This window comes from Lutibacter sp. (assembly GCF_030692605.1).
In the GTDB taxonomy this organism is placed as follows: Bacteria; Bacteroidota; Bacteroidia; order Flavobacteriales; family Flavobacteriaceae; genus Lutibacter.
The window spans coordinates 16,847-41,944 of the sequence record NZ_JAUYUD010000114.1 but is presented as its reverse complement, the minus strand read 5'-3'; the positions used below and the strand labels follow the sequence as shown (position 1 = coordinate 41,944).

17 protein-coding genes are annotated in these 25,098 nt (G+C 32.3%); all 17 read right to left on the bottom strand.

What is annotated here, in order from left to right; all coding sequences use genetic code 11:
• Positions 1-2 precede the first annotated feature (2 nt).
• The 17 genes from Q8S45_RS12305 to Q8S45_RS12225 all read right to left on the bottom strand — a co-directional run bounded on the left by Q8S45_RS12305 (position 3) and on the right by Q8S45_RS12225 (position 25,093).
• The gene (locus Q8S45_RS12305) at positions 3-875 is read right to left on the bottom strand and encodes a DUF58 domain-containing protein (protein ID WP_305605397.1); all 873 of its coding nucleotides are present in this window, start codon (positions 873-875) and stop codon (positions 3-5) included.
• A 101-nt stretch (positions 876-976) separates the two neighbouring features.
• Positions 977-1,984, bottom strand: a complete 1,008-nt coding sequence (locus Q8S45_RS12300) for a MoxR family ATPase (RefSeq protein WP_305605277.1) — start codon at positions 1,982-1,984, stop codon at positions 977-979.
• Positions 1,985-2,232: 248 nt separating this feature from the next.
• The gene (locus Q8S45_RS12295) at positions 2,233-2,988 is read right to left on the bottom strand and encodes a UDP-2,3-diacylglucosamine diphosphatase (RefSeq protein ID WP_305605274.1); all 756 of its coding nucleotides are present in this window, start codon (positions 2,986-2,988) and stop codon (positions 2,233-2,235) included.
• Positions 2,989-3,006: 18 nt separating this feature from the next.
• Positions 3,007-4,647 carry a S41 family peptidase gene (locus Q8S45_RS12290; RefSeq protein WP_305605271.1) on the bottom strand — a complete coding sequence of 547 codons (1,641 nt, stop codon included), beginning with the start codon at positions 4,645-4,647 and terminating at the stop codon, positions 3,007-3,009.
• Complete coding sequence (locus Q8S45_RS12285) at positions 4,644-5,066, bottom strand: cytidine/deoxycytidylate deaminase family protein (RefSeq protein WP_371133022.1); 423 nt, start codon at positions 5,064-5,066, stop codon at positions 4,644-4,646. Before Q8S45_RS12285 ends, Q8S45_RS12290 begins: the two co-directional genes overlap by 4 nt.
• A 55-nt stretch (positions 5,067-5,121) precedes the next feature.
• Positions 5,122-5,706, bottom strand: coding sequence for a HupE/UreJ family protein (locus tag Q8S45_RS12280; protein WP_305605268.1), 585 nt, complete (start codon positions 5,704-5,706; stop codon positions 5,122-5,124).
• A gap of 39 nt (positions 5,707-5,745) precedes the next feature.
• Entirely contained in the window at positions 5,746-7,281 is a 1,536-nt protein-coding gene (locus Q8S45_RS12275) for an aminotransferase class V-fold PLP-dependent enzyme (RefSeq protein WP_305605266.1), read from the bottom strand.
• A gap of 62 nt (positions 7,282-7,343) precedes the next feature.
• A complete protein-coding gene (locus tag Q8S45_RS12270) occupies positions 7,344-9,302 on the bottom strand; it encodes a cytochrome c biogenesis protein CcdA (RefSeq protein ID WP_305605263.1) in 1,959 nt (652 codons plus the stop codon).
• Positions 9,303-9,430: 128 nt separating this feature from the next.
• Entirely contained in the window at positions 9,431-11,173 is a 1,743-nt protein-coding gene (locus Q8S45_RS12265; RefSeq protein WP_305605260.1) for an ABC transporter ATP-binding protein, read from the bottom strand.
• 116 nt (positions 11,174-11,289) lie between these two features.
• Entirely contained in the window at positions 11,290-13,002 is a 1,713-nt protein-coding gene (locus Q8S45_RS12260; protein ID WP_305605257.1) for an MFS transporter, read from the bottom strand.
• 227 nt (positions 13,003-13,229) lie between these two features.
• Entirely contained in the window at positions 13,230-15,482 is a 2,253-nt protein-coding gene (locus tag Q8S45_RS12255) for a glycoside hydrolase family 3 N-terminal domain-containing protein (RefSeq protein ID WP_305605254.1), read from the bottom strand.
• A gap of 29 nt (positions 15,483-15,511) precedes the next feature.
• Positions 15,512-17,260 carry a discoidin domain-containing protein gene (locus Q8S45_RS12250; RefSeq protein ID WP_305605251.1) on the bottom strand — a complete coding sequence of 583 codons (1,749 nt, stop codon included), beginning with the start codon at positions 17,258-17,260 and terminating at the stop codon, positions 15,512-15,514.
• Positions 17,261-17,301: 41 nt separating this feature from the next.
• Positions 17,302-19,614: a beta-glucosidase BglX gene (gene bglX, locus Q8S45_RS12245; protein ID WP_305605248.1), complete on the bottom strand. Its 2,313-nt coding sequence runs from the start codon at positions 19,612-19,614 to the stop codon at positions 17,302-17,304.
• Positions 19,615-19,625: 11 nt separating this feature from the next.
• On the bottom strand, positions 19,626-20,453 hold the full coding sequence (locus tag Q8S45_RS12240) for a prolyl oligopeptidase family serine peptidase (protein WP_305605245.1): 828 nt from the start codon (positions 20,451-20,453) through the stop codon (positions 19,626-19,628).
• An 18-nt stretch (positions 20,454-20,471) separates the two neighbouring features.
• Positions 20,472-21,842, bottom strand: a complete 1,371-nt coding sequence (locus Q8S45_RS12235) for a glucoamylase family protein (RefSeq protein ID WP_305605243.1) — start codon at positions 21,840-21,842, stop codon at positions 20,472-20,474.
• Positions 21,843-21,847: 5 nt separating this feature from the next.
• Complete coding sequence (locus tag Q8S45_RS12230; RefSeq protein WP_305605240.1) at positions 21,848-23,212, bottom strand: glucoamylase family protein; 1,365 nt, start codon at positions 23,210-23,212, stop codon at positions 21,848-21,850.
• Between the two features lie 168 nt (positions 23,213-23,380).
• On the bottom strand, positions 23,381-25,093 hold the full coding sequence (locus Q8S45_RS12225) for a LamG domain-containing protein (RefSeq protein ID WP_305605237.1): 1,713 nt from the start codon (positions 25,091-25,093) through the stop codon (positions 23,381-23,383).
• Positions 25,094-25,098: the final 5 nt, after the last annotated feature.

The following is a 25,098-nucleotide window of genomic DNA, read 5'->3' as shown; positions in this document are numbered from 1 at the left end:
GGCTATCTTGCTCCTTTGCGTTTAAAATATCCTAATAATTTTTTAACATAACCTTCGTCAATTCTTGTGCTTATAACTCCTGCACCACTATGACTAAAAGATTTTTCAAAATAATCGACACTTTCTAGATAATTTGCCTTGTAGCTTGTTCTCACTTTTTTTGAAGCCGTATTAACTACAATGGTATTCCCTGTTTCTGCATCTAACATATGAACCATTCCTAAATTTGGAATTTCCACATCATGTTTATCAAATACTCTTATTCCAGTTAAATCGTGTTTTTTACCGACTATTTTAAGCGTTTGTTCATAGGCGGTATCTATAAAATCGGACAACATAAAAACAATCGCTTTCTTTTTTATTACACTCGATAAAAATTTAAGCGCTTCGGTAATATTAGTATTGGTGCTTTTTGGATGAAATTCTATTAATTCCCTAATAATTCTTAAAACGTGACTTTTCCCCTTTTTAGGAGGAATAAATAACTCTACCGAATCAGAAAACAGCATCAAACCAACTTTATCGTTATTTTGTATTGCCGAAAACGCTAAGGTTGCAGCAATTTCTGTAATGGTGTCTCTTTTAAATTGTTGTGTTGTTCCAAAAAATTCTGAACCACTTATATCAACTAACAACATCATAGTTAGCTCTCTTTCTTCCTCAAAAACTTTTATATATGGTTCATTAAATCGAGCAGTAACATTCCAGTCAATAGCTCTCACATCGTCTCCATATTGATATTGACGCACTTCGGAAAAAGTCATACCGCGTCCTTTAAATGAACTATGATATTCACCTGAAAAAATATGATCAGACAGCTTACGAGTCTTAATCTCTATTTTTCGAACTTTTTTAAGTATTTCTTTGGTATCCATTGGCCTCTCTCCCAACCCTCTCTCCAAAGGAAAGAGGACTTTTTGTTAAATTTTACTATTTAAGCTTTCTTAAATTTCCCCTTTGGGGAATTAAAAGGGGCTTAAGGGACTTCTACTTGATTTACAATTTTATTAATTATGTCTTCTGAAGTAATGTTTTCAGCCTCGGCTTCATAAGTAATTCCAATTCTATGACGAAGCACATCGTGCACAACTGCGCGTACATCTTCAGGAATTACATATCCTCTTCGTTTAATAAAAGCATAACATTTAGCTGAAAGGGCAAGGTTGATACTTCCTCTAGGTGAAGCTCCAAAACTAATAAGACCTTTTAATTCTTGTAAGTTGTATTTTTCAGGATAACGCGTTGCGAAAACAATATCTAATATATATTTTTCGATTTTTTCATCCATGTAAACTTCCTTCACGGCTTGTCTGGCTTTTTTAATTTGTGCTAAAGACGCTACCGAATTAACCGTTGCGCTAGAATCATTTAAATTCTGACGCATAATCAATTGTTCTTCATCCATTTTAGGGTAATCAATTACCGTTTTAAGCATAAAACGATCCACTTGTGCTTCGGGCAACGGATACGTTCCTTCTTGCTCTATAGGGTTTTGAGTTGCCATTACTAAAAAAGGCTCGTCTAATTTAAAAGTAGTATCTCCAATAGTAATTTGTCGCTCTTGCATTGCTTCTAATAATGCCGATTGCACTTTTGCAGGCGCTCTGTTAATCTCATCTGCTAAAACAAAGTTTGCGAAAATTGGTCCTTTTTTTATGGTAAAATCATTGTCTTTTACACTGTAAATCATTGTTCCTACAACATCTGCAGGCAACAAATCTGGTGTAAACTGAATTCTACTAAACTTACCATCAACAGCTTTAGCTAAGGTGTTAATAGCAAGTGTTTTAGCTAATCCAGGAACACCTTCAAGCAAAATATGCCCATTGCCTAATAAACCTATTAAAAGTCGTTCAACCATATGTTTTTGTCCTACAATAACTTTGTTCATTTCCATCATTAACAAATCAACAAAAGCACTTTCTCTTTCTATTTTTTCATTAATAGCTTTAATATCAAATGTAGTATTGGTATCTTCTATCATAATTCTATATTTTTTTGTGCAAAATGGCACCCTTTAATTCGCACTGCAAATAGCGGATTTTTTTTCTGTTTCTTTGTTAAAAATTGGTTAAAAATTTAAGGAATAACAAGGGTTTAATAAGAAATTAACAACTTTAAATTAAGTTTTTTTTTGAAAATTTTAAACATCCCTTTTTTTTGACGAATGTTTACATCAAATATTAAAATACTGTTACTGTTTATTTTTAATCACTTAAAAAAATGTTTTATTTAGATTAACCCGAATGTTTTTAACTCTAATTTTTCTCCCTCAAAAACGGCATAGGTAAAATGAACAATCCAATCGCCTGTATTTATGTATTTTGAAGTTTCAGAAATACTTATTTCTAAAGGCAGATGACGATGTCCAAAAATAAAAAAATCATAGTATTTCTCTGTTAATTTCTTTTTACAATATTGAGCCAACCATTCATTTTCTTCTCCTAAAAATTTTACATCTTCGGCTCCTGAAATTAATTTATTTGATACAGATAGATATTGTGCTAAACGTATACCAATATCTGGATGAAGCCATTTATAAAGCCATTTAGAAAACGGATTAGTAAATACTTTTTTCATTCGTTTATAACCCTTATCGCCAGGACCTAAACCATCTCCATGTCCAATTAAAAAAAATTTATCATTAAATTGAAACTCTTTTGGTTGGTGATATACAGGAATATTTAGTTCTTTTTCAAAATAATCATTCATCCATAAATCGTGATTACCAACAAAAAAGTGAATTTGAATTCCGCTATCTTGCAATTCGGCCAATTTTCCTAAAACGCGTACAAAACCTTTTGGAACCGCTTTTTTATACTCGAACCAAAAATCGAATAAATCTCCTAACAAGAAAATAACTTCGGCATCTATTTTAATAACATCAAGCCAATTCACAAATTTTTGTTCTCTTACTTTACTTAATTCAAAAGTAGGAGCTCCAAAATGTTGATCCGAGGCAAAATATATTTTTCTTGTTATTTTCAAAATTTAAAATATGCCCATTTATTTAGTTTTTATTTTCTTCTTAGCCTCTAACTCAAGTACTTTTTGAATCATGGTATCCTCCTTATGAGTAATTAAATAATAACCAGTTTCTTCAAATAAATTTCGTGCTACAACAGCATTAAAATATATTTTTAAGTTTTTTCTAATTAATGGAGCTACGGGGAATTTTAAATCTAATTCTTTGATATAAAGATTAAATATTCTCTCATCCTTATCAAAATTAGCAACAAAATTATCCATAGTCCATTTATTCATTTCTGTTCTATGGTTATCTATATAAGTGAAAATAAAATCGTTAATCTGTCCATAATAAACTGTACTAAAACCATTTAAAGTGTCTAATGGCACGAAAATATCTGGGATAATTCCCCCTCCACCATAAACTTCTTTTCCTTTTGGAGTAATATATTTTCTTTTTTTATCAACTTTTATACTATCTCTTGAAAACAACTCACCATTATGAATTCTTTCTATATAGTCATTATTATATACATTATTTGAACCATGTTCATACGGTTTTTGAATTGATCTTCCTGTAGGAGTATAATAGCGTGAAACTGTTAACCGTACTGCAGACCCGTCACCTAATCCCATTTCTTGTTGCACTAATCCTTTACCGAAAGAGCGACGGCCAATTATTATTCCTTTATCATTGTCTTGCAATGCTCCAGCTACAATTTCACTTGCAGACGCTGAATTTTGATCTATTAAAACATACACATCTCCATTCTCAAAATCCCCTTTTTTTGTTGAAAATGATTTTTCAACTGATCCAGATTTATTTTTAGTATAAACTATTAGTTTTCCATCTTCTAAAAATTCATCTATTATGTTATTCGCAATGTCCATAAAGCCACCTGGATTCCCTCTTAAATCTAATACCAGCGCTGTCATTCCTTTAGCTTTTAACTCATCTAATGCTCCCTTAAATTCATCATAGGTTGTTCTAGCAAAACGCTCAATATTAATATACCCAAGATTTTTATTAATCATATAATGAGCGGTAACGCTCTTTATTTCAACCTCTCCTCTAGTAATTGGAATTTTTAGCACTTTATTGCTCGATCTTCTATAAACTGTAATTTCAACTTTTGTGTCTGGTTCTCCTTTTAACGCTTTCATTACCGCATCACTTACCTTTCTGTTTCCAATTGGAGTTCCTTTTTCGATAGCATTTAAATGTGCTTTTTTCTCAATACTTTTGCCAAATAATGTATCTCTCCCGGCAATTAAAATTCTATCTCCGTCTATAAGGCCTGCTCTTTCGCTTGGCCCACCTTCAATTACATTAGTTACTGTTACCGTATCTTGGTACATTAAAAAAGTGACTCCAATACCAACAAAACTACCTTGCATACTTTCTGTAAGTTGTTTTAATTCTTCTTTTGGAATATATACAGAATGCGGATCTAATTTTAGTAAAATATTAGAAATAGCCTCATCTAACAAACTATCAGTATCAACTTTATCAACATAATCAAATTCGATAAAGTTTATCAACTTTTTTATTTTAGACTCGTTGGAATTTGAGCTGAAAAAGGCTGGCTTATTTTTAAAATTGAAATTGCTGCCAATCAAAATTCCTGCAGCAATAGCAACACCAATAATTAATGGAAGATATATTTTACTTTTTTTCATTTTATGTTATTAAGATATGTTAATTCTACACCTGCTTTTTGTAAAAATTCAAGCCCTGTAGTGTCTTTATATGCATTTGCATATACAACTCTTTTTATTCCTGATTGATGAATTAATTTACTGCATTCTTTGCAAGGAGACATGGTAATATATAACGTTGAGTTTTTACAAGATTGTGTTGATGCAGCAACTTTTAATATTGCATTTGCTTCAGCATGTAAAACATACCACTTTGTAGACCCTTCCTCTTCACAACAATTTTCAAATCCGGTTGGAGTTCCGTTAAATCCATCCGAAATAATCATTCTATCTTTTACAATTAATGCTCCTACTTTTTTCCGTTCACAATACGATAATTTTGCCCATTCAAAAGCCATTCGCATATAAGCCTCATCGTATTTTAGTTGTTTTTTATCCATAATTTATTCTATGCTACCAATATATTAAGAATTAGACAAATGCACTGTTATAATTTTACCAAAATATTGAACTCTTTAAAATTGGAAGTACCATTCCAATAACAATTGAAGAAGAAACCAATACCCAATCTCTTTTTGAAAATCTAAAAAGTGATTGAAAAATAAAACTCAAAATAAGTACAATTATTACAATTATAATTTGGGAAATTTCGATACCCAACGCAAATTCTAACAATGGAATAAACTTATCTTCCTCATTTCCAATAATCATTTTAAAATAGCTTGAAAATCCGAGCCCATGAATTAACCCAAAAAATAATGCAAAAATCAAATTTGTGCTTGTTTTAGCGTATTTATTAACGTTTTTTGAAAAAATAACATTTGCTACAGCGGTAATTAAAATAGTTACAGGTATTAAAAATTCAATCCAATCTCCACTCACATTCACTATTTTGTATGCCGCCAAGATTAATGATAATGTGTGACCAATGGTAAAAAGTGTTACCAGCCACGCCAATTTTCCCCAATTTTTAAAATCGTAAATAACGACCAATGCAATTAAAAATAAAATGTGGTCATAAGCATTCCAATCCAATACGTGGAATAAGCCTTGTTTAAGATAAAAAATAAAATTATCCATTGATAAATACTATTTGATATAAATTTTAAAATTCATTATTTAAGCAAACCAATTTGCTACTATTTCATTTTCAATTGATGCAGCAGTTTTATGAATATATTCGTTTTTGATGGCATCATAATTATAATCTAATCCCCATTCTTTATAGTTTTCAGCAACTTTTTTGATGCTTTCACAAACAAACTGGACTTCTTGATTTGTAATGGTTGGGTGAATCGACATTCTAATCCATCCCGGTCGTTCAATTAAACAACCGCTCATAATTTTCTCCTCAATACTTTTTGATTTTTGCTGATCTACATGAAGCAAAAAATGACCATAGGTACCGGCACAAGAACACCCACCTCGTGTTTGAATTCCAAATCTATCATTTAATAATTTCACAATTAAATTAAAATGAACATCTGTTATATAAAATGAAAAAATTCCCAATCTATCTGTATGGTTGGCGGCTAAAATATTCAAATTTGAAATGCTCGATAGCTTTTTAAAAATAAACGTGTTTAACTCATGTTCTCTTTCAAGCATATTAACAACTCCCATCTCTTCTTTCAGCTTTATTGCTAAAGCAATTTTAATGGTTTGTAAAAAACCTGGCGTTCCCCCATCTTCTCTGGTTTCTATGTCGTCTATATAATCGTGGTCTCCCCAAGGGTTTGTGTAATTTACAGTGCCTCCACCAGGGCTATCTGGCACTAAATTTTTATACAATTTTTTATTAAATATTAGTACCCCAGAGGTTCCCGGACCACCTAAAAATTTATGTGGTGAAAAGAAAATTGCATCCAAGTAACCTTCCGGGTCAGCAGGATGCATATCAATTTGAACGTAAGGAGCAGAACAAGCAAAATCAACAAAACATAGTCCACCTTGTTGGTGAATAATTTTTGCTATTTTATGATAATCGGTCCTGATTCCAGTTACATTTGAACAAGCCGTAACAGAGGCTATTTTTATCGGTCTTTCTTTATATTTTTCAAGCAATTTTTTAAAACTATCAAAACAAATAAGACCTGAATCTTGACAAGGTATTATTTCAACATTCGCAATAGTTTCTAACCAAGAAGTTTGATTAGAATGGTGTTCCATATGGGTAATAAATACAATTGGTCGTAATTCATCTGGAACCATTGTATAATTTTTTAAATTCTCCGAGACTTTTAATCCCAAAATTCGTTGAAATTTATTAACCACACCTGTCATTCCAGTTCCGTTGGTAATTAAAACGTCGTCGTTTGATGCATTTACATGTTGCTTAATTATTACTTGGGCTTTATGATAAGCCAGGGTCATTGTAGAGCCTGTAATTGAAGTTTCTGTATGTGTATTTGCAACAAAAGGTCCAAATTCGTTTACTAGTTTATCCTCAATTGGTCTATATAAACGTCCGCTCGCAGTCCAATCAGTATAAATAATTTTTTGTTCACCATATGGCGATTGAAATTTTTGATGAACTCCAACAATGTTTTCTCTAAATTTTTGAAAATATATTTCTAATTTAGAAGGTACTGAATCTTCAAAAGACGTTTCTTTCACTTGTTTAGATTTAAAGAATGTATTTTTGAATAATTTCATAATATGTATTGATTTAACAAATTGAATTTATAAACATAAAATGAATCTGTTACAATCAAAATCTATTTATTAAATTTTGAAATTCCTACTTTTAACCAATTATGATAAACATCAACATCTGGAGTGTAGGCAACCGGATCAATCAAATTTTCTTCGTTGTGATCCATTAACACATAAAACGGTTGTGCATTTGCACCGTATTTAATGGTTTGAAATTCACTCCATTTCTGACCAATATATCTTAACTTTTTACCTGGGTTTAGTTTTGAATCTACCGCTTCTCCGTCTGGTAATTCTCTTTTATCATCAACATACAATGAAATTAAAACCACCTCGTTTTTCAAAATTTGTAATACCTTTTCTTTCGCCCATACATTTTGCTCCATCTTTCTGCAATTAACACAGGCGTGCCCCGTAAAGTCTAGCATCACAGGTTTATTTACTTGTTTTGCATAAGCCAATCCTTTTTCGTAATCGTTAAAAGCCAAAATATTATGTGGCGCCATTAAATGAGCTCCCTCTGGTATTTTTGAATCCATTTCACTTATTGAAGTTGGGTTATTTTGTTTGGTAAAACCCACTCCATAAGGTGACTCGGCATAATGCTGTGCCGGAGGAAATGCGCTAATTAAGTTTAATGGCGCTCCCCATAAACCTGGGATCATATATATAGTAAATGATAACGATAACAACCCAAGGCTCAATCTACCCACAGAAATATGAGTTATTGGTGAATCATGAGGTAATTGTATTTTACCAAAAAGGTACAATGCTAGGGTTCCAAATATTGCAATCCAAATGGCTAAAAATACTTCTCGTTCTAACCAATGTAATTGCAATACTAAGTCGGCATTCGATAAAAATTTAAACGCTAAGGCTAGTTCTAAAAATCCTAAAACCACTTTAACTGTATTTAACCAACCACCTGATTTTGGTAATGAATTCATCCAACCAGGAAAAGCTGCAAACAACCCAAAAGGAATTGCTAACGCTAATGAAAAACCTAACATACCTATAATTGGTCCAATTTGATTTCCACCCACTGCAGCATCAACTAACAAATAGCCAACAATTGGTCCTGTACAAGAAAAAGAAACAATTGCCAATGCTAACGCCATAAAAAAGATACCAATAATACCACCTTTGTCGGCCTGAGCATCTGCTTTTGTCCCCCAAGAACTTGGTAGTGTTAATTCAAAAGCACCTAAAAACGATACTGCAAAAATCAACAATAGTAAAAAGAAAATAACATTAAACCACACGTTTGTAGATAATGCATTTAAAGCATTTGGACCAAAAATAACGCTTACTAATAAACCTAAAACAACATAAATTACCACTATCGAAATTCCAAAAATAATGGCATTTCTTATCCCTGTAGTTCTATTTTTACTTTGTTTGGTAAAGAAACTTACAGTCATAGGAATCATAGGAAATACACAAGGGGTTAACAATGCGGCAAAACCAGAAAAAAATGCAATTAAAAATATACTTAATAAAGTTCTGCTCGATTTATTTTTATCAGATTTTAAAGCTTCTGGAGCCACAATTTCTGTAATTTTAGCATCGTTTTCTTTTATTAAATACTCAAGATCTTCTATTGTTGGTGGCAAACAGCTTGTATCATCGCAAACCATAAATTCCACTTCTCCTTTAATTGTTTGAGCACCTCCAATTAATAGTTTAACACGTTGCTTAAAAATTGCTTTCGTACTAAAATATTTAATTTTCATTTCAAAAATTGGATCATCAACAATATGTCCTTCTTCTTCCGAAGTTTTATCAACCAATTCGAAATTACTGTTTAAATTATATATAAAATTTGTAGGAATTGGACCATTTTCAGGTACATTTTGAGAATACAAATGCCATCCCTCTTCAATAGTTGCAGTACTCACCAAATAAAATTCATTGTCCGAAATTTTTTCAACAGATGTTGACCATTTTACAGGGTCGTGAATTTGAGCATAATTATTAATACTTATAAGAACGAAGACAATTAAAAATAATATTTTTTTCATCAGTTAAAATGATTTCATTTTTTATTAGAATTTGTAAAATTAATCAATATTATAAACTAAGTCGTTCAATACGAATATTTCCTCTGTTTTAGATTGTTAAATTTTTCTTAATGTAAATAATTCATCATTTATATTCTAGCCTGATAGGTATATAAATCAAAATAGCGTCCTTTTTTGGCTATTAATTCGTCGTGATTCCCTTGTTCAGCAATAATACCATTTTCAATAACCAATATTTGGCTTGCTTGTCTAATTGTACTTAACCTGTGTGCAATTACAAAGGTGGTTCTTCCTTGAATTAATTGATTTAAACTTTGTTGAATATATGTTTCACTTTCGGTATCTAAACTTGATGTAGCTTCGTCTAAAATAATAATTTTTGGATTTGCCAAAATAGCTCTAGCAATGGCCAATCGTTGCCGCTGACCACCTGATAATTTAACCCCACGCTCTCCAATAACTGTTTCTAAGCCTTTCTCAAATCGATCTGTAAATTCACTAACATAAGCAGATTTTACCGCTAATTGAATTTCTTCTTCAGAAGCATCTGGTTTAGAAAATAAAATGTTTTCTCTAATGGTTCCTTCAAACAAAAATTCATCTTGTAACACCACTCCTAAATTTTTTCTGAAGCTATTCAACGATATTTTAGCCAAATCTTTTCCGTCCACAGTAATTTTACCAGAATCTGGATTTAAAAAAGAAGCTGCTAATCCAGCGATGGTCGATTTTCCAGAACCTGATGAGCCAACTAATGCTATTATCGATCCTTGCGGAGCTTCAAAAGAGATACTATGAATTACTTCATTTCCATCTTCGTAAGAAAACGAAACGTCTTCAAAAATGATGTCGCCTTTTAATTCAGTTAAAATCTCTGTGCGCACTTCTGGATTGTCTTCAGGTTTCATATTCATTATTTCTTCCGTTCTGTCCAAACCTGCAAAAGATTCAGTTAACTGGCTTCCTATGTTGCTCATTTGCACAATAGGCGCAATCATAAAGCCCAAGTATAAGGTAAAAGATAGAAAATCTCCAAAGGTCATTTCTCCTTTTATAATAAAATAACCACCCATTCCCATAATTCCTGCCGTTGCCATTCCCAATAAAAAAGTAGATGAACTAGTTAATAATGCTGTTGAAGTTAAACTCGTTTTTACGTTTAAATACAATCTTTCAACACCTTTTTCAAACGTTGCAATTTCTTGTGCTTCTGCATTAAACCCTTTAATTACTCTTACACCATTTAAAGTTTCTGTTAACCTTCCGGTAACTTCGGCATTTATAATGGATCTTTCTTTAAAAATAGGTCGAATATACCCAAATGCTTTTAAGGCAATTATCGCAAATATTGAAATTGGAACTAGTACATAAACTGTCATTAAAGGATTGATTCTAATTAACAAAATTAACGCAACAACAGCTGTTAAACTACCCCCTATTAATTGAACTAGGCCTGTTCCAATCAAATTTCGAACACCTTCAACATCATTCATAATTCTAGAAACTAGAGCCCCCGATTTTTGATTATCAAAATAACCTATTGGTAAGGTTAATATCTGTTTTTGAACCTTTACCCTCAATTGCGAAATTAAACGTTGTGCTTCTACACTTAATAATCTAGTTAATATAAATGACGTTACTGCTTGAACAATTATAGATGCAACAACCACTAATAATAATATTTTCAATAACTCAAAGTCTTTATTTACAATTACATCATCTATTAAATATTTGCTTGCGCCAGGTAAAACCAAAGCGGCCAATCGGCTTACAATTATTAAGAAAAGACCCACAAAAAGCATTTTCCTTCGTGGCCAAATAAATTCTTTAAATACTTGCGCAATAGTTACTTTATGCTTTTTTGATGTCATTTTGTTAGTATTAAATTAAGGAATGTGAAGTTGCAAAAATATAATAAAAAAAACACATTAATTTCTTAACGTGTTTTTTAAGTATTATTTCACAACACTAAAAGGATGCTTACATTTTAATGAGTCGCTGCAGCTGCAAGGGTATCGACATCAATATTTTGCTTTTTTAAAATTCCTTTTACCATAATAGCGAATAAGGTTAAATAACCAAAACCAACCAATGGTACCCAATAAGAAATAGTAATGTTAAACATATCGGCTATTTTACCTTGTAAAGGTGGAATAAAAGCACCACCAAGTATCATCATAATCAAAAATGCAGAACCTTGAGAAGTAAACTTCCCAAGACCTTGTAACGCTAAAGAGAATATTACAGGCCACATTACCGAAGCAAATAATCCACCACTTACAAATGCAAATACTGAAATACTTCCTGTTGTGTACATTCCAATAAACATAGCAATCATTCCTAAAATTGCAAAAATCATTAACGTTTTAGCCGGTTTATCTTGTCCTAACCAAAAACCAAAGATTTGAATTAAAATTACTACAGCATAAGGAAGTATAGTTAATGTGTTATCAACTGAAAAATCTGCAATAAAATTGGAAGCTAAAATCACTAAAAACGCAACATAAGGAACAACAATTAAAGCAACTTTTTTGGCAGAAGAAGACAAACTAAAAGCAGAAATAGCACCCGCCCAACGTCCAATCATTAAACTTCCCCAATACAACGAAATTAACATTGGTGTTAATCCTGCCCAATAACCTTCAACCGTTTTATCTGATAACATTTTACTAAAATCAGCATAAGTAGTTTCTGGATTTATTCCTAAAAAAGCTGTAAAATCCATATGTTTTAGATACTCCCCCAAATTACTTTGAATAGTCACTTCAACTCCCACATAGGTGAAAATCGCTAACATCCCTAAAACTAATTGTGGATATTTAAAAGCTCCCCAACCTTCGGCATTTTTTTTCGCTTTAGCATTGGAATATAATAATCCAAATACCAACGTTCCAATCCCAATTAATATCAAATACAATCCCATTTTACTTGAATGGTCAACATTATCTCCTGTATATTGATAAAAAATCATTGCCAATACAACTATCAATACAACAGTTATTAAACTCATTATTCCGGTAGCTTTAGATTCATTATCGATAGTTGAATCAGCTTTCGCTTCAGGTAATTTTTTAGAAAATTTAAACAAAATTGCGGCAACTAAAAAGGCTACTCCAACAATTACATACAACCATTGAACGGTAGACATATTTAACCCTTTAATTAAACTTTCATCTAATTTGGTAGTCCCGAATAATGCTAAAGCAAATACAATTGGACCAATAGTAGTCCCGAATGAGTTAATACCTCCAGCTAAATTTAATCGATGAGAACCTGTGCTTTCGTCTCCCAAAGCAATAGCAAAAGGTTGTGCAGCTGTTTGTTGTAATGAAAATCCTAAAGCAATTAAAAACAATGCACTTAAAACAAAACCAAAACTATTAGATGCTAATGCAGGATACATCATAAAAGCACCTACAACTGAAAGCAATAACCCATATACAATACCGTTTTTCAATCCCCATGAATTTAATAAATCTTTTTTACCTATAATAGATAATATAAATAATAAAAAGGCTCCTATGTAATAGGCGAAATAAAACGATGAGTCGATTAACTGACTTTGAAATTGAGATAAATCAAAATAAGATTTTGCAAATGGAATAAAAACGCCATTTGAGGCTGCAATAAATCCCCAAAAAAAGAAAACACCAATTAAGGTATAAAGTGCTGGGTAATTCGTTGGTTTTGTTGTATTCATTGTTAAATATTTAAAATTAATATTATGTAATTTTTTAAAGCGATGAAAATACGATAATTCTTTTATAACTTTAGTTAAAATTGAAGTGATTTAATTATTTTTTGTTATTCCAGTTTTTAAAATTTTTATTTATTGATTCTTTACTTGCATTTTAAAATTCATTTTAGAAGAATCGTAAATTTTAAATAAGGTTTTTTTAATTCTTACAAGAAACTTCTGAAAAAACTTTATTTTAAAATAAATTTATTTTCTAAAACATCGCGACTATTTGTGCCAACAAATATTTTAAATTCACCTGTCTCAGCTTTAAAACTCATATCATAGGTGTAAAATACTAAATCTTCTGCTGTTAACGTAAATGTTATGTTTTTAGATTGATTTGGTGTTAGTGTTATTTTTTTAAACCTTTTAAGCTCTTTTAACGGTCTTGTAACACTACCGACTAAATCTTGAACATATAGCTGTATGGTTTCTTCTCCTTTGTATTTACCTGTATTTTTTATAGTTACATTTATATTAATTGTTTCATTTAAGCTAAATTCTGCTTTGTTAATTGTTAAATTCGAATATTCAAATGATGTATAGCTCAATCCGTATCCAAAAGGATACAAAGGCGTATTTGCAACATCTAGATATCTTGATCTATATGTAATTTCAGGTGTCTTAGGATCATAAGGTCTACCTGTGTTTTTTGCATTATAAAAAATTGGTATTTGACCTACATTTCTAGGAAATGTTATTGGTAATTTTCCAGAAGGGTTATAATCTCCAAATAGCACATCAGCAATTGCCAAACCGCCCATGGTACCTGGCCACCAAGTTTCTAAAATTGCATCAGCAGTCTTATTTTCATATTCAAGTGTTAATGGTCTGCCATTCATCAAAACTAAAACGATTGGTTTTCCGGTTTTTTTCATTTCAGCTATTAATTCTTTTTGTACACCGGGTAAATCCAAATTTGTTCTACTTCTAGCTTCGCCGCTCATGCCTTCGCTTTCTCCAACTACCATAACAACAACATCCGATTGTTTTGCTATACGAATTGCCTCATTAAAATAAGTTTTATCTTCTCCTTCAATTTCACATCCTTTTGAGTAAAGAATATTTTTGCTCGAACCTAAAATTTCTGTAACACCTTCAAAAACACTTACTGCTTTTCCATTACGATCGCCTTGAGCCGACCAAGAGCCTATAATATGGTTTTCATCTTTTACCAAAGGGCCAATTAATGCAATTTTTGTATTTTTTGAAAGTGGTAATGTTTGATTTTCATTTTTTAATAGAACCATTGATTTTCGTGCCATTTCTCGCGCTTTTTCCAAGAATTCTGGTTTATTAAGTGTCGCTGCTTCTCTTTCTTCATCAGCATATCTATAAGGATCTTCAAACAGCCCTAATTTATATTTCATAACCAAAATTTTTCTTGCAGCTTCGGTTATTGTTTTTTCTGATACTTTTCCTTCTTCAACCAAGGTTTTTAAATTTCTTAAGAAAATTCCGCCTTGCATATCCATATCAACTCCTGCATTTATGGCTTGTTCTCCTGCATGCTTTTCATCTTTTGAAAAACCGTGAGGAATCATTTCGTTTATGGAAGTATAATCTGTAACCACAAAACCTTCAAAATTCCATTCATTTCTTAAAATATCAGTTAATAGAAACTTATTACCAGATGCTGGAATTCCGTTTAAATCGTTGAATGAAGTCATAAAAGTGGATACGCCAGCATCAATAGCCGCTTTAAAAGGAGGAAGATATGTTGTTCTCAATTCACGTTCCGACATATCGACCGTATTATAATCTCTACCCGCCAATGGTGCACCATAAGCTGCATAATGTTTAGCGCAAGCTAATATGGTATTGTTATTAGATAAATCGTCTCCTTGAAAACCTTTAACCCGAGCCATTGCAATTTGGTTTCCTAAATATACATCTTCTCCAGAACCTTCGGACACCCTGCCCCAACGAGGATCCCTTGTTACATCAATCATAGGCGCAAAAGTCCAATGTAAACCTGCGGATGAAGCTTCCTCGGCTGCAACTCGAGCGGATTGTTCAATCATCTCCAAATCCCAAGAAGCAGATTCGCCCAATGAAATTGGAAAAATAGTTTTATAGCCATGTATTACATCATAACCAAATAATAATGGAATTCCTAAACGTGTTTCCTCAACTGCTATGCGTTGAAATTCTTTTGATCCTTTTGCAGAATGGATATTAAAAATAGCACCTACCATACCTTCTTTTAAATAAACAACATAATTAGAATCTAATGTAGGACCTGTTACTTCCCACCCTGCAGAAAATAAAACTGTTTGACCAATTTTTTCATCTAAGGTCATTTCTTGCAACAAACTATCTATAAAATTGTCCATTACATCGTCTACTTCGCTTTGATTATTCTTATTATTTTTTTCACAGTTCGAAAAAATAAATACGATGCTTAGCATTAGAACTGAAAACTTAATAATTCTTGTCATTTATAATTATTTAAACTTTTATTTTGTTTTTATTGCGAAATTACCATGTTGGAACGAGGTGATATTCCTGTGTTATTAAACGCCTCTATTTGAAAATAATACGTATCTAATCTATCCATTCCTGTAAAAGAATAATCGTTTTTACTGTAAACCATAATGCTTCCATATAATTTATCCGGTGTTTTTCCAAAATAGATTACGTAGCCATCAGCTTCTTTATTCTGTTGCCATTTTAACCAAGCACTTCTCCGTTCCCCATCTCTATTAGGATCGGCACGCAAAACCACAAATTTTTCTACAACAGATGGTTTCTCAGACATTCCATTACCGAAAACTCTAAAACCGCTAATGGCAAATTTACCTGTTGGCATCGCAATATTTTCTATTTTTAGATAGCGTGCTTTTATTGGGTTTCCAAGCTCTATATAATCATGTGGCACATCTGTTTTATTTTGACTTTTATCAATTAAGATTTTCCAACTCTTTCCATCATTTGAACTATATATTTTGAATTGGTGAAACTTACCTAAAGATTTACCCATAAATTCAACATCTTGATCGGCATAATTAAGTTGTATGGCTTTTATGGTAGAAATTTCTCCTAAATCGGTTTGAAACCACTCACCTTTGTTACTTGTTTTGGCAGACCAATGCGTTTTCATATCTTCATCAACCGCATAATTTGGATTATAGCCTCCTAGAGTTGATGAAACCTGAACAGGTTTATTATAGTTTAACAACATCCAACCGGTAAATAACCCATTAAGATGGTTTGCATTTTGATGTGGTAAAAAAGTTGGATAATCTCCATAGGCGGTGTTGCTATACATCACATCGTCTTTATCAAAACCTGCTGGCCAAATACCTATTCTTCTTTCAAAATTATTTTTAACACCTAAAATTATGGTTGATGTATGCCACCAATTGCCAAAATGATCTTGGTATGTTGCACCATGACCTGCACCTCTTGCAAAACCTCCAGGCTTATATGAAAACGGGTTATGAGATTGATATTGAAAGCCTTCTAAAGGATTTTTACTAACGTAAACACCATCTGCATAACCGCTAAATTCTGTAGCGGGTGCGCCATATTGTAGGTAATATTTATTGTTGTATTTGGTAATCTCGGCACCTTCTAAAAATGGTTTTAAAAAAGTATTGTCATTATATTCTCCAAATCGTTCCCAACCGTGATCTTGAGGTTTTAGCGAAATTAATGGTTTAACAAATCCGTCCGATTGTAACGTTTTAGTATTTAGTTCTGTTCCTAATAAAGGAAATTCGTTGCTAGAGCCCCAATATAAAAACAGTTTGTCTTTTTCCTTGTCGTAGAAAAATGCTGGATCCCAAGCTCCTACGTTTAAGGTGTCTACGGCTATAAACCATTCATCTTTAGTAGGGTTTCCGCTTTTCCAAATAGGAAAATCTTTTTGGTGGGTTGAGCCATGAACGTACAGCGTATCTTTCATTGCAAATACTCCTGGTGCATTTAAATCGTGAATATACTTATCATCTATTAAAAATTTTCTATACACAAAATTCCAATCAAGCATATTGTCGCTCCACCAATAACCTTCTTGATTGGTGGCAAACAAAAAATAATTGTTTTTAAAGTTTACAATAACAGGATCTGCAGTTGTTCTATGCTTTCCTTCTTGTGAAAATACTTTAAAAGGAGTGTATCCATAATCAATATTTACAGGATTACAATACGTTTTTTGCTGTGCAATAAGACCAAAAAATGAAAACACGGCACAGAAAAAAAATAGTTTCTTCATAATAATAGTTGTAATACCTCTATAAAAGAGTTGTTTCTTTTTTATTTAATTAATTTGAAATTTGATTTTAAATTTTCGACAGAACTAGTTCCAACAAAAATTTCAAAATTACCAGGTTCTGCAACAAAATCTAAGTTGTAATTGTAGAATTTTAAATCTTCAACAGTTAACAGGAATTTCACAGTTTCTGTTTGTCCTTTTTTTAGTTCAATTTTCTTAAATCCTTTTAATTCTTTTACTGGTCTGGTAACAGAACCAACTAGGTCTCTAATATATAATTGTACTACTTCTTTTCCATCGTAATTTCCAGTATTGGTAACCTCAATCGAAACTTCTAAAGTTCCATTAAATGTAATTTTATCTGTACTTAATTTTAAATTGCTGTACGCAAAAGTTGTATAACTAAGTCCAAAACCGAATGGGAATAATGGTTCGTTTCTTTCATCTATATAATTAGATAAAAATTTAACAAACTTTCCTTCTGTATTATCCAGAGGTCTCCCTGTATTTTTATGATTGTAAAAAATTGGAATTTGGCCAACATTTTGAGGAAAAGTTGCCGTTAATTTACCAGATGGGTTTACATCTCCAAATAACACATCTGCTATTGGCAAGCCTCCTTCACTTCCAGGAAACCAAACATTTAGAATAGCTGGAACTGTTTTCATTTCCTCCTTTAAAACTAGTGGTCTCCCTGTAAATAATGTTAACACAACAGGTTTTCCTATTTTAAGCAATGCGTTCAACAAGTCTTTTTGAGCTTGTGGAATTTCTAGATTCGTTCTGCTACTAGATTCTCCACTCATTTCAGAAGATTCTCCTATTGCAGCAATAATTACATCTGCTCTAGAAGCAATAGCTATAGCCTCATCTAATAGTTGCTTATCTGTTCTACTATCTCTATGTAATTCTTTACCAAACATAGTAGCTTTACTCTCAAATTCAGCATCATAATCTAGATTACTTCCTTTAGCATACAAAATAATTGCTTTGTCACCAACAACAGTTTTAAGACCATCTAAAAAAGAGACTGCCAAATTGTGTTTTGTTGCAACACTCCAGGTGCCAGGCATGTTTTCTTTAGTATTTGCTAAAGGACCAATTAACGCAATTGTTCCAGCTTTTTTTAGAGGCAATACTTGACGTTCATTTTTTAATAAAACCATTGTTTCAGCAGCTACTTTTCTAGAAAAAGCTCTGTTTTCATTTGTAAAAATTTCAGTTTCAGCCCTGTTCTCATCACAATATTTGTATGGATCTTGAAATAATCCTAATTTGTATTTGGCTTTTAAAATTCTTTTTACAGCATTGTCAATTTGTTCGATATTAACCAAACCTTCTTTCAGTGCTAATTCTAAAGTTTTCAAATACCCTTCTCCAATCATATCCATATCTGTGCCTGCATTTAAAGCTAGGGCCGAACTTTCTTTTAAATCTCCCATTCCATGTTCAATCATTTCATTTATACCTGTATAGTCCGTAACAACAAAACCATCAAATCCCCATTGTTTTCTTAACACTTCGTCTAGCAACCATTTATTACCCGTTGCGGGAATACCATCAATTTCATTGAACGATGTCATAACAGAACCAACCCCCGCTTCTACTGCTGCTTTATAGGGATGAAAATACTCATTATACATACGAATCCTACTCATATCAACGGTATTGTAATCCCTCCCCGCTTCAGGAGCTCCATATAAAGCAAAATGTTTAACACAAGCCATAATCGTATTGTTCTTGGTTAAATCATCGCCTTGATACCCTTTTATCATAGCTTTGGCAATCTCTCCGCCTAAAAAAGGATCTTCACCAACACCTTCTGAAACCCTTCCCCACCTTGGATCTCTAGAAATATCTACCATCGGAGAAAAGGTCCAATTAATACCATCGGCACTTGCCTCTTGAGCTGCTATTCGAGTAGTTTTTTCAATCAAATCCATGTCCCAAGAAGCGGATAATCCTAAGGGTATAGGGAACGTTGTTTCATACCCATGAATAACATCCATTCCAAAAAGCAATGGTATTTTTAACCTACTTTTTTCAACTGCCAATTTTTGAACTTCCTTTATTTTTTGTACACCTTTTATGCTGAATAAACCACCTACTTTTCCTTCTTCAATTTTTTTAGCGATATCAGAACTTTTGGCCTGACCGGTAGTTATATCCCCTGCACCAGGCAAATTTAGTTGTCCTAATTTTTCCCCTAAGGTCATTAATTTTACAATAGAATCAACTTTCTGGTCAATTGATGATACCTGCTTTATCGTATTTATTTTTGTGCTTGTGCAGCCATAAAAAAACAGCAACGTAAAAACACTACTTGTAATTATATTTATTTTTCTAATTTTCATTCTTCTTATTTTTATTCTTTTCTTTTTTTTGAGAATAGCCATCCTAATAAATTCTGCTCGGCAAAAGCATGATCCCAACTATTATGATTGGCATCTCCGAATAATGTGAAATTTGGATTTCCTCCTGCATCTAAAATTCCTTTCACCATTTCAACTGAAAACTGTGGGTTCACAACATCGTCTTTTGAGCCATGAAATACCCATAGTGCTGTATTTTTTGCATATAATGTTGCAGTTGAAGGATTTCCGCCACCACAAATTGGAATTGCTGCTGCAAAAACAGTAGGTCTTTTTGCCAATATTTCGAAAGTTCCCATTCCTCCCATAGACAATCCCATAACATAAACTTGTTGCCTATTAACAAAAGGTTTTTGCAATAGATAATCCATTAATTCAATAACTAATCCTAAGGATTTAGTTGGAGCTTCATCACTCTGAAATTTAAATGAAATTGGTTTTGTTGATCGGTCTATTTCAACATTAGACCAATAATTATCAAGTGAACATTGAGGAAATAGAACAATTACAGGAAAAAGTATTCTATTATTGGGGTTGGTAAATAAAGCACTTCCATGTGTTAATTGAGATGCATTATCATTCCCTCTTTCACCTGCTCCGTGTAAAAATAACAACACAGGATACGTTTTTTCTTTTGAAAAATTTACAGGATACAATATTCTATAAAGCAACGTGTCTTTCCCTTTTACAAACACTTTTTTTTGAAAAATTTCTTGATCTTGAGCGTTTAAATTAGGACTTAAACCTAATATTATTAAACAAACTACGATTTTTAACCTTACAAAAAAAAATGATTTTAAATAATTATTAAAGCTATTCATTCTTCTAATTTTGAAGTTTTAATAGGTGAAGCCAAGTTTTGTTAACCCTTTTTTAACCTCGGTGTTTTGCATAAACAAATTCCAAATCAATTTAGACCTATAATTCTCAATCATAATAATAATTGGCCCTTGGTCTATGGCTAAATAAGCATCTGCAACCCAAAAATTATGATGAGGACTAAAGGCGTCATAAAACCCAGCTGGTCCTAGTAATTTATCTTTATTTTTATAAAAATAATGCAGCGCTTTCAATGATTCTGTTGGTGTATAAGGCATTGAACTAATCGCTGCTGTTGGAGAGATAACTCCAATATCTTCTTCTCCAGGTTTATGCCCAGAATAGCCAATACTTCCGTTCGCGTTTCTAGAATAACTAGCTGTAAGCCCCCAACAATTTTCTCCATAGTCTTTAAAACCTTTAGGGTTTTCAACACAATATTTGTAATTTATTTTTGAATGATTTGTATTTACATCCCAATAATTAACAAATTCATCTGCAAGATTGTTTGGATTTAAACCTAAGTATGAATAATGAGCCCAAAAAAGAGGACCCCCATATTCTATAGCGCCATTATGTTTAACTATAAGAGGGTGGCCATATTTAATATTTGTAGATTTGATACTTCCGTTGGAAGCCCATCCGTTGGTGTAAACAATTTTGGCAATTCCAAAATCAGGAGAAGCGGCTGCCAAAATATAGGTAATCAAGACTTCATTGTAACCTTTAAGCTGCATATTTATGTTAAAGTTATTGTTAGGTGACCAATGCCAGTACAACACATTTTGGTTTTGAGTATACCAATTCCATTCTACCCCTTTCCATAATCCATCAGCTTTATTTGACAATGCTTTTTCATTATCATTTCCGTTTTTAAAATATTCTTTAACACAAATAAGGCCTTGAGCTAAAAATGCAGTTTCAACCAAGTCGCCACCATTATCTTGTGCGCTAAAAGGAATGACATTACCATTTCTACCGTCAATCCAATGAGGCCAAGCACCATGAAAACGCTGAGCTGCTGTCAAAAAATCTATTATTTTATTTAATCGCATATAACCTTGTTCTTTGGTTACAAAACCTCTTTCAATACCAACAATTATACTCATTAAACCAAATCCAGTTCCTCCGGTTGCTACTACATGTGCATCTTGTGATGGGTTATTTGGGTGATAGCGCTCTCGTGCTGCGCCTGAATTAGTTTCGGCAAAATCCCAAAAATATTTAAAAGTCTCGCGTTGCGTAAAATTTAATAATTCTTCATCGCCTATAGTTGGTATAATAGCGCCATTATCAACTGGAAAAACAATAGGTGTATAGGTATAATCATCCTTTTTACAAGAATAAAACACAAACATTACCAATATCCATAAAACCGCATACTTTTTCATGACCTTTAATTTTTTAGTACTGTACTTTCGAATCCTAATTTACTTAAGCCTACTTTTACATCATTATTTTTCATAAATAAGTTCCATAATAAACCTGATCTATAATTTTCAATCATCACAGGAATAGGTCCTTGATCTATTGCTAAATATCTAGGTAAATACCAATTATGATGTTCACTAAAAGCATCGTACGGTCCGTATTTTCCAATCAACTTATCTGAATTATCATACAAATATTTCAACATTTTCATACTTTCTATTGGGGTATAAGGAAACGATGATAATGCTGCTGTTGGTGAAACTACGCCTAAATCGTCACCTGGTCTATGCCCCGAATAACCTTTCATTGAATAACTTGAGGTTAATCCCCAAACATTCTCCCCGTAACCTTTGTAATTTTTAGGATTGGATATACTATAATTGTAATGAATTTTAGCATGGTTTTGGGTTAACTTCCAATAATCGGCATATTGATCTTTTAAACCTGTTGGATTTAAGCCTAAGTAGGAATAATGAGCCCAAAATAAAGGCCCAATAGGTGCGTCATCGTGTTCGAAATAATTAAGAACAACCTCTTCTTCAAAATACACTTCTGAAGATCTAATAGCTCCTCTTTTAGCCCATCCATTGTCATAAACCTCTTTAGAAATTGGATATGTTGGTGATGATGCTGCTAAAACATACATAATTAAGCATTCGTTATAACCGCCTACAGGAAAATTCATTTCCCAGCCATAGTTAGGTGACCAGTGCCAATATAACACCTTTTCACCTCCCTTAGTATACCAACTCCATTCCACTTCTTTCCATAATTTATCAATTTTGGCAATAAGCGCTTTTTCTTGTTCATTTCCATTTTCAAAATATTCTGAAACGGTTAACAATCCTTGAATTAAAAATGCAGTTTCAACCAAATCGCCGCCATCATCTTTTTTGCTAAAAGCTTTTACTTTACCTGTTTTACCATCTATCCAATGAGGCCAAGCTCCATGAAAACGATCGGCTTTTTCAAGAAAATTAGTGATTCTCACAAATCGATGAAAAGCTTGTTCTCTGGTTATAAAATTGCGTTCAACACCAACCAAAATAGCCATTAACCCAAATCCCGTACCGCCAGAGGTAACAATATCTTGATCGTTTTGTGGATAAATATTATCCATATGAATACGCTCACGAGCCATACCTGATATTGGTTCTGCTCCTTCCCAAAAATAATTGAAGGTTTCTTTTTGTACTCTTGTTAAAAGAGCATTGTCAACGCTTTCGGTTACTACACTAATTTGAGCGCTTTTGTTTTTATGTGGTCCACAACTAGTGTTTACAAAAAGTGTAACTAAACAAATTGTTATAATAGAATTGAAATTGTTCATATATAAAGAAATAGTATAAAGATGGCTACACCTTGAAAAGTATAACCCCCAATTACTGTAATGTTTTTATTAAAGTGAGATGTCTGAAAAGATCCTAAATCATTTCTTCATAAACAAGTTCAAGTAAATGATTTTTTTTTCAGACAACCCCTTTAAAATTAATCAATATTATTTATCGTTGTAGATTTTTTGAACTTCAGTAAGCGATAATGCTTTGTTAAACAATCGTAATTCGTCTAAATTACTTTGATCTGATTTATGATCCCAATAGCTGAAGGTTGGCGCACCAGACCCAATAGAAAGACTATTACAACCTGTCCAATCAACTTTTGTACTTAACGTAGAAGATAACATTTCTACACCATTAAAATAAATAGTGCTTTTGGTTTGTGAAACAGTGAACACAACGTGCACCCATTCTCCAGCTGTAACATCTATAACGCCACCATCATTCCAGCTTTCGCCATTTCCAGTTCCAACATTTAGTTTTAGTCGTTGATTAGTTGGACTTCCTTCTCTAAACAATCTGAAACCTTGATTTCGATTTTCAGGCACATTATTTCCTACAACTAAAATTCCTGAGCGATCTGGAGTTCCATTTACTTTATACCAAAACGAACCACTAAATTCGTTACCAAATAATCCATTAATAGGATACGTTAAGTAAGAATCCGTTGCTCCTTTATAGGAATTTCCACCACTAAATCCTGAACCAGCAAAGGTTGGTAACCCAATTTTTGAAGCTTCGGTATTTGTAATTAATTCCGTATTTGTTCCATTAAATGGCATATAAAATGTTTCTCCTGCATATTTAGGTGTATAAGGATTGGTTACATTTATTATATTTTGAATTTCAGATTGAGATAATGCTTTATTAAAAATTCTTAACTCATCTATAGAACTCTTATCAGATTTATGATCCCAATAACTAAATGTTGGAGCTCCAGAACCTATACTCATTGAATTACACCCAGACCAATCAACACTAGCACCCGTTCCTGCAGTGTTCATTAAAATACCATTGAAATAAATTTTCGTGTTTATAGGGGATATTGTAAATGCAACATAAACCCATTGACCAGCTGCAACATCTATTTCTCCACCATCATTCCAACTTTCACCATTTCCAGTTCCAACGTTAAGTTTAATTCTTTGTTTAGCACCACTTCCTTCTCTAAATAATCTAAAACCCTGAGTTCTATTATCGTCTTTTCCTATTGTTAGTATTCCAGATCTATCTGGAGAGGCATCTACTTTATACCAGAATCCTGCACTAAATTCAGCGCTTAATAACCCTGTAGTAGGAAATGTAAGGTAACTATCTGTTGCTCCTTTATACGCATTTAAACCAGCAAAACTTGCAGTTGTAAAGCCAGGTGTTCCAACTTTTGAAGCTGTTTTAAAACTGATTAAATCTAAATAATCGCCATCAAAAGACATATAAAGCACTTCACCATTAAACAAAGTTGTATAAGGAGACACTTTTTCAAAATTAATCAATTTTATAGTGGCTTTCCCTTCAATATCTGTAGCTACAATTTTTAAAACATGTGCACCATTAGTTAAGTTTGTATGCAAATATTCCTTTATAGCTCTTCGATAATCTTTAAATTCTGAAAATTCAACTATTTTAACATTATCTATAAAAACGTCAATTTTTCCAATTTCAATATCATCAGTCACTTCAAATTGAATATTTATGGAGGTAACAATTTCTTTTACTTGAATTTTGGTTCCTTCTAAAGGATAATTTACCTTTATTATTGGAGCTGTAGCGTCAGCTCCCGGATCTACTTTAGTAATATCATCTATACCATCTTCACATGAAAATGCAAAAAGAGAGACAACTATAACTAGAATTATATTTTTAAATTTTTTCATCTTTT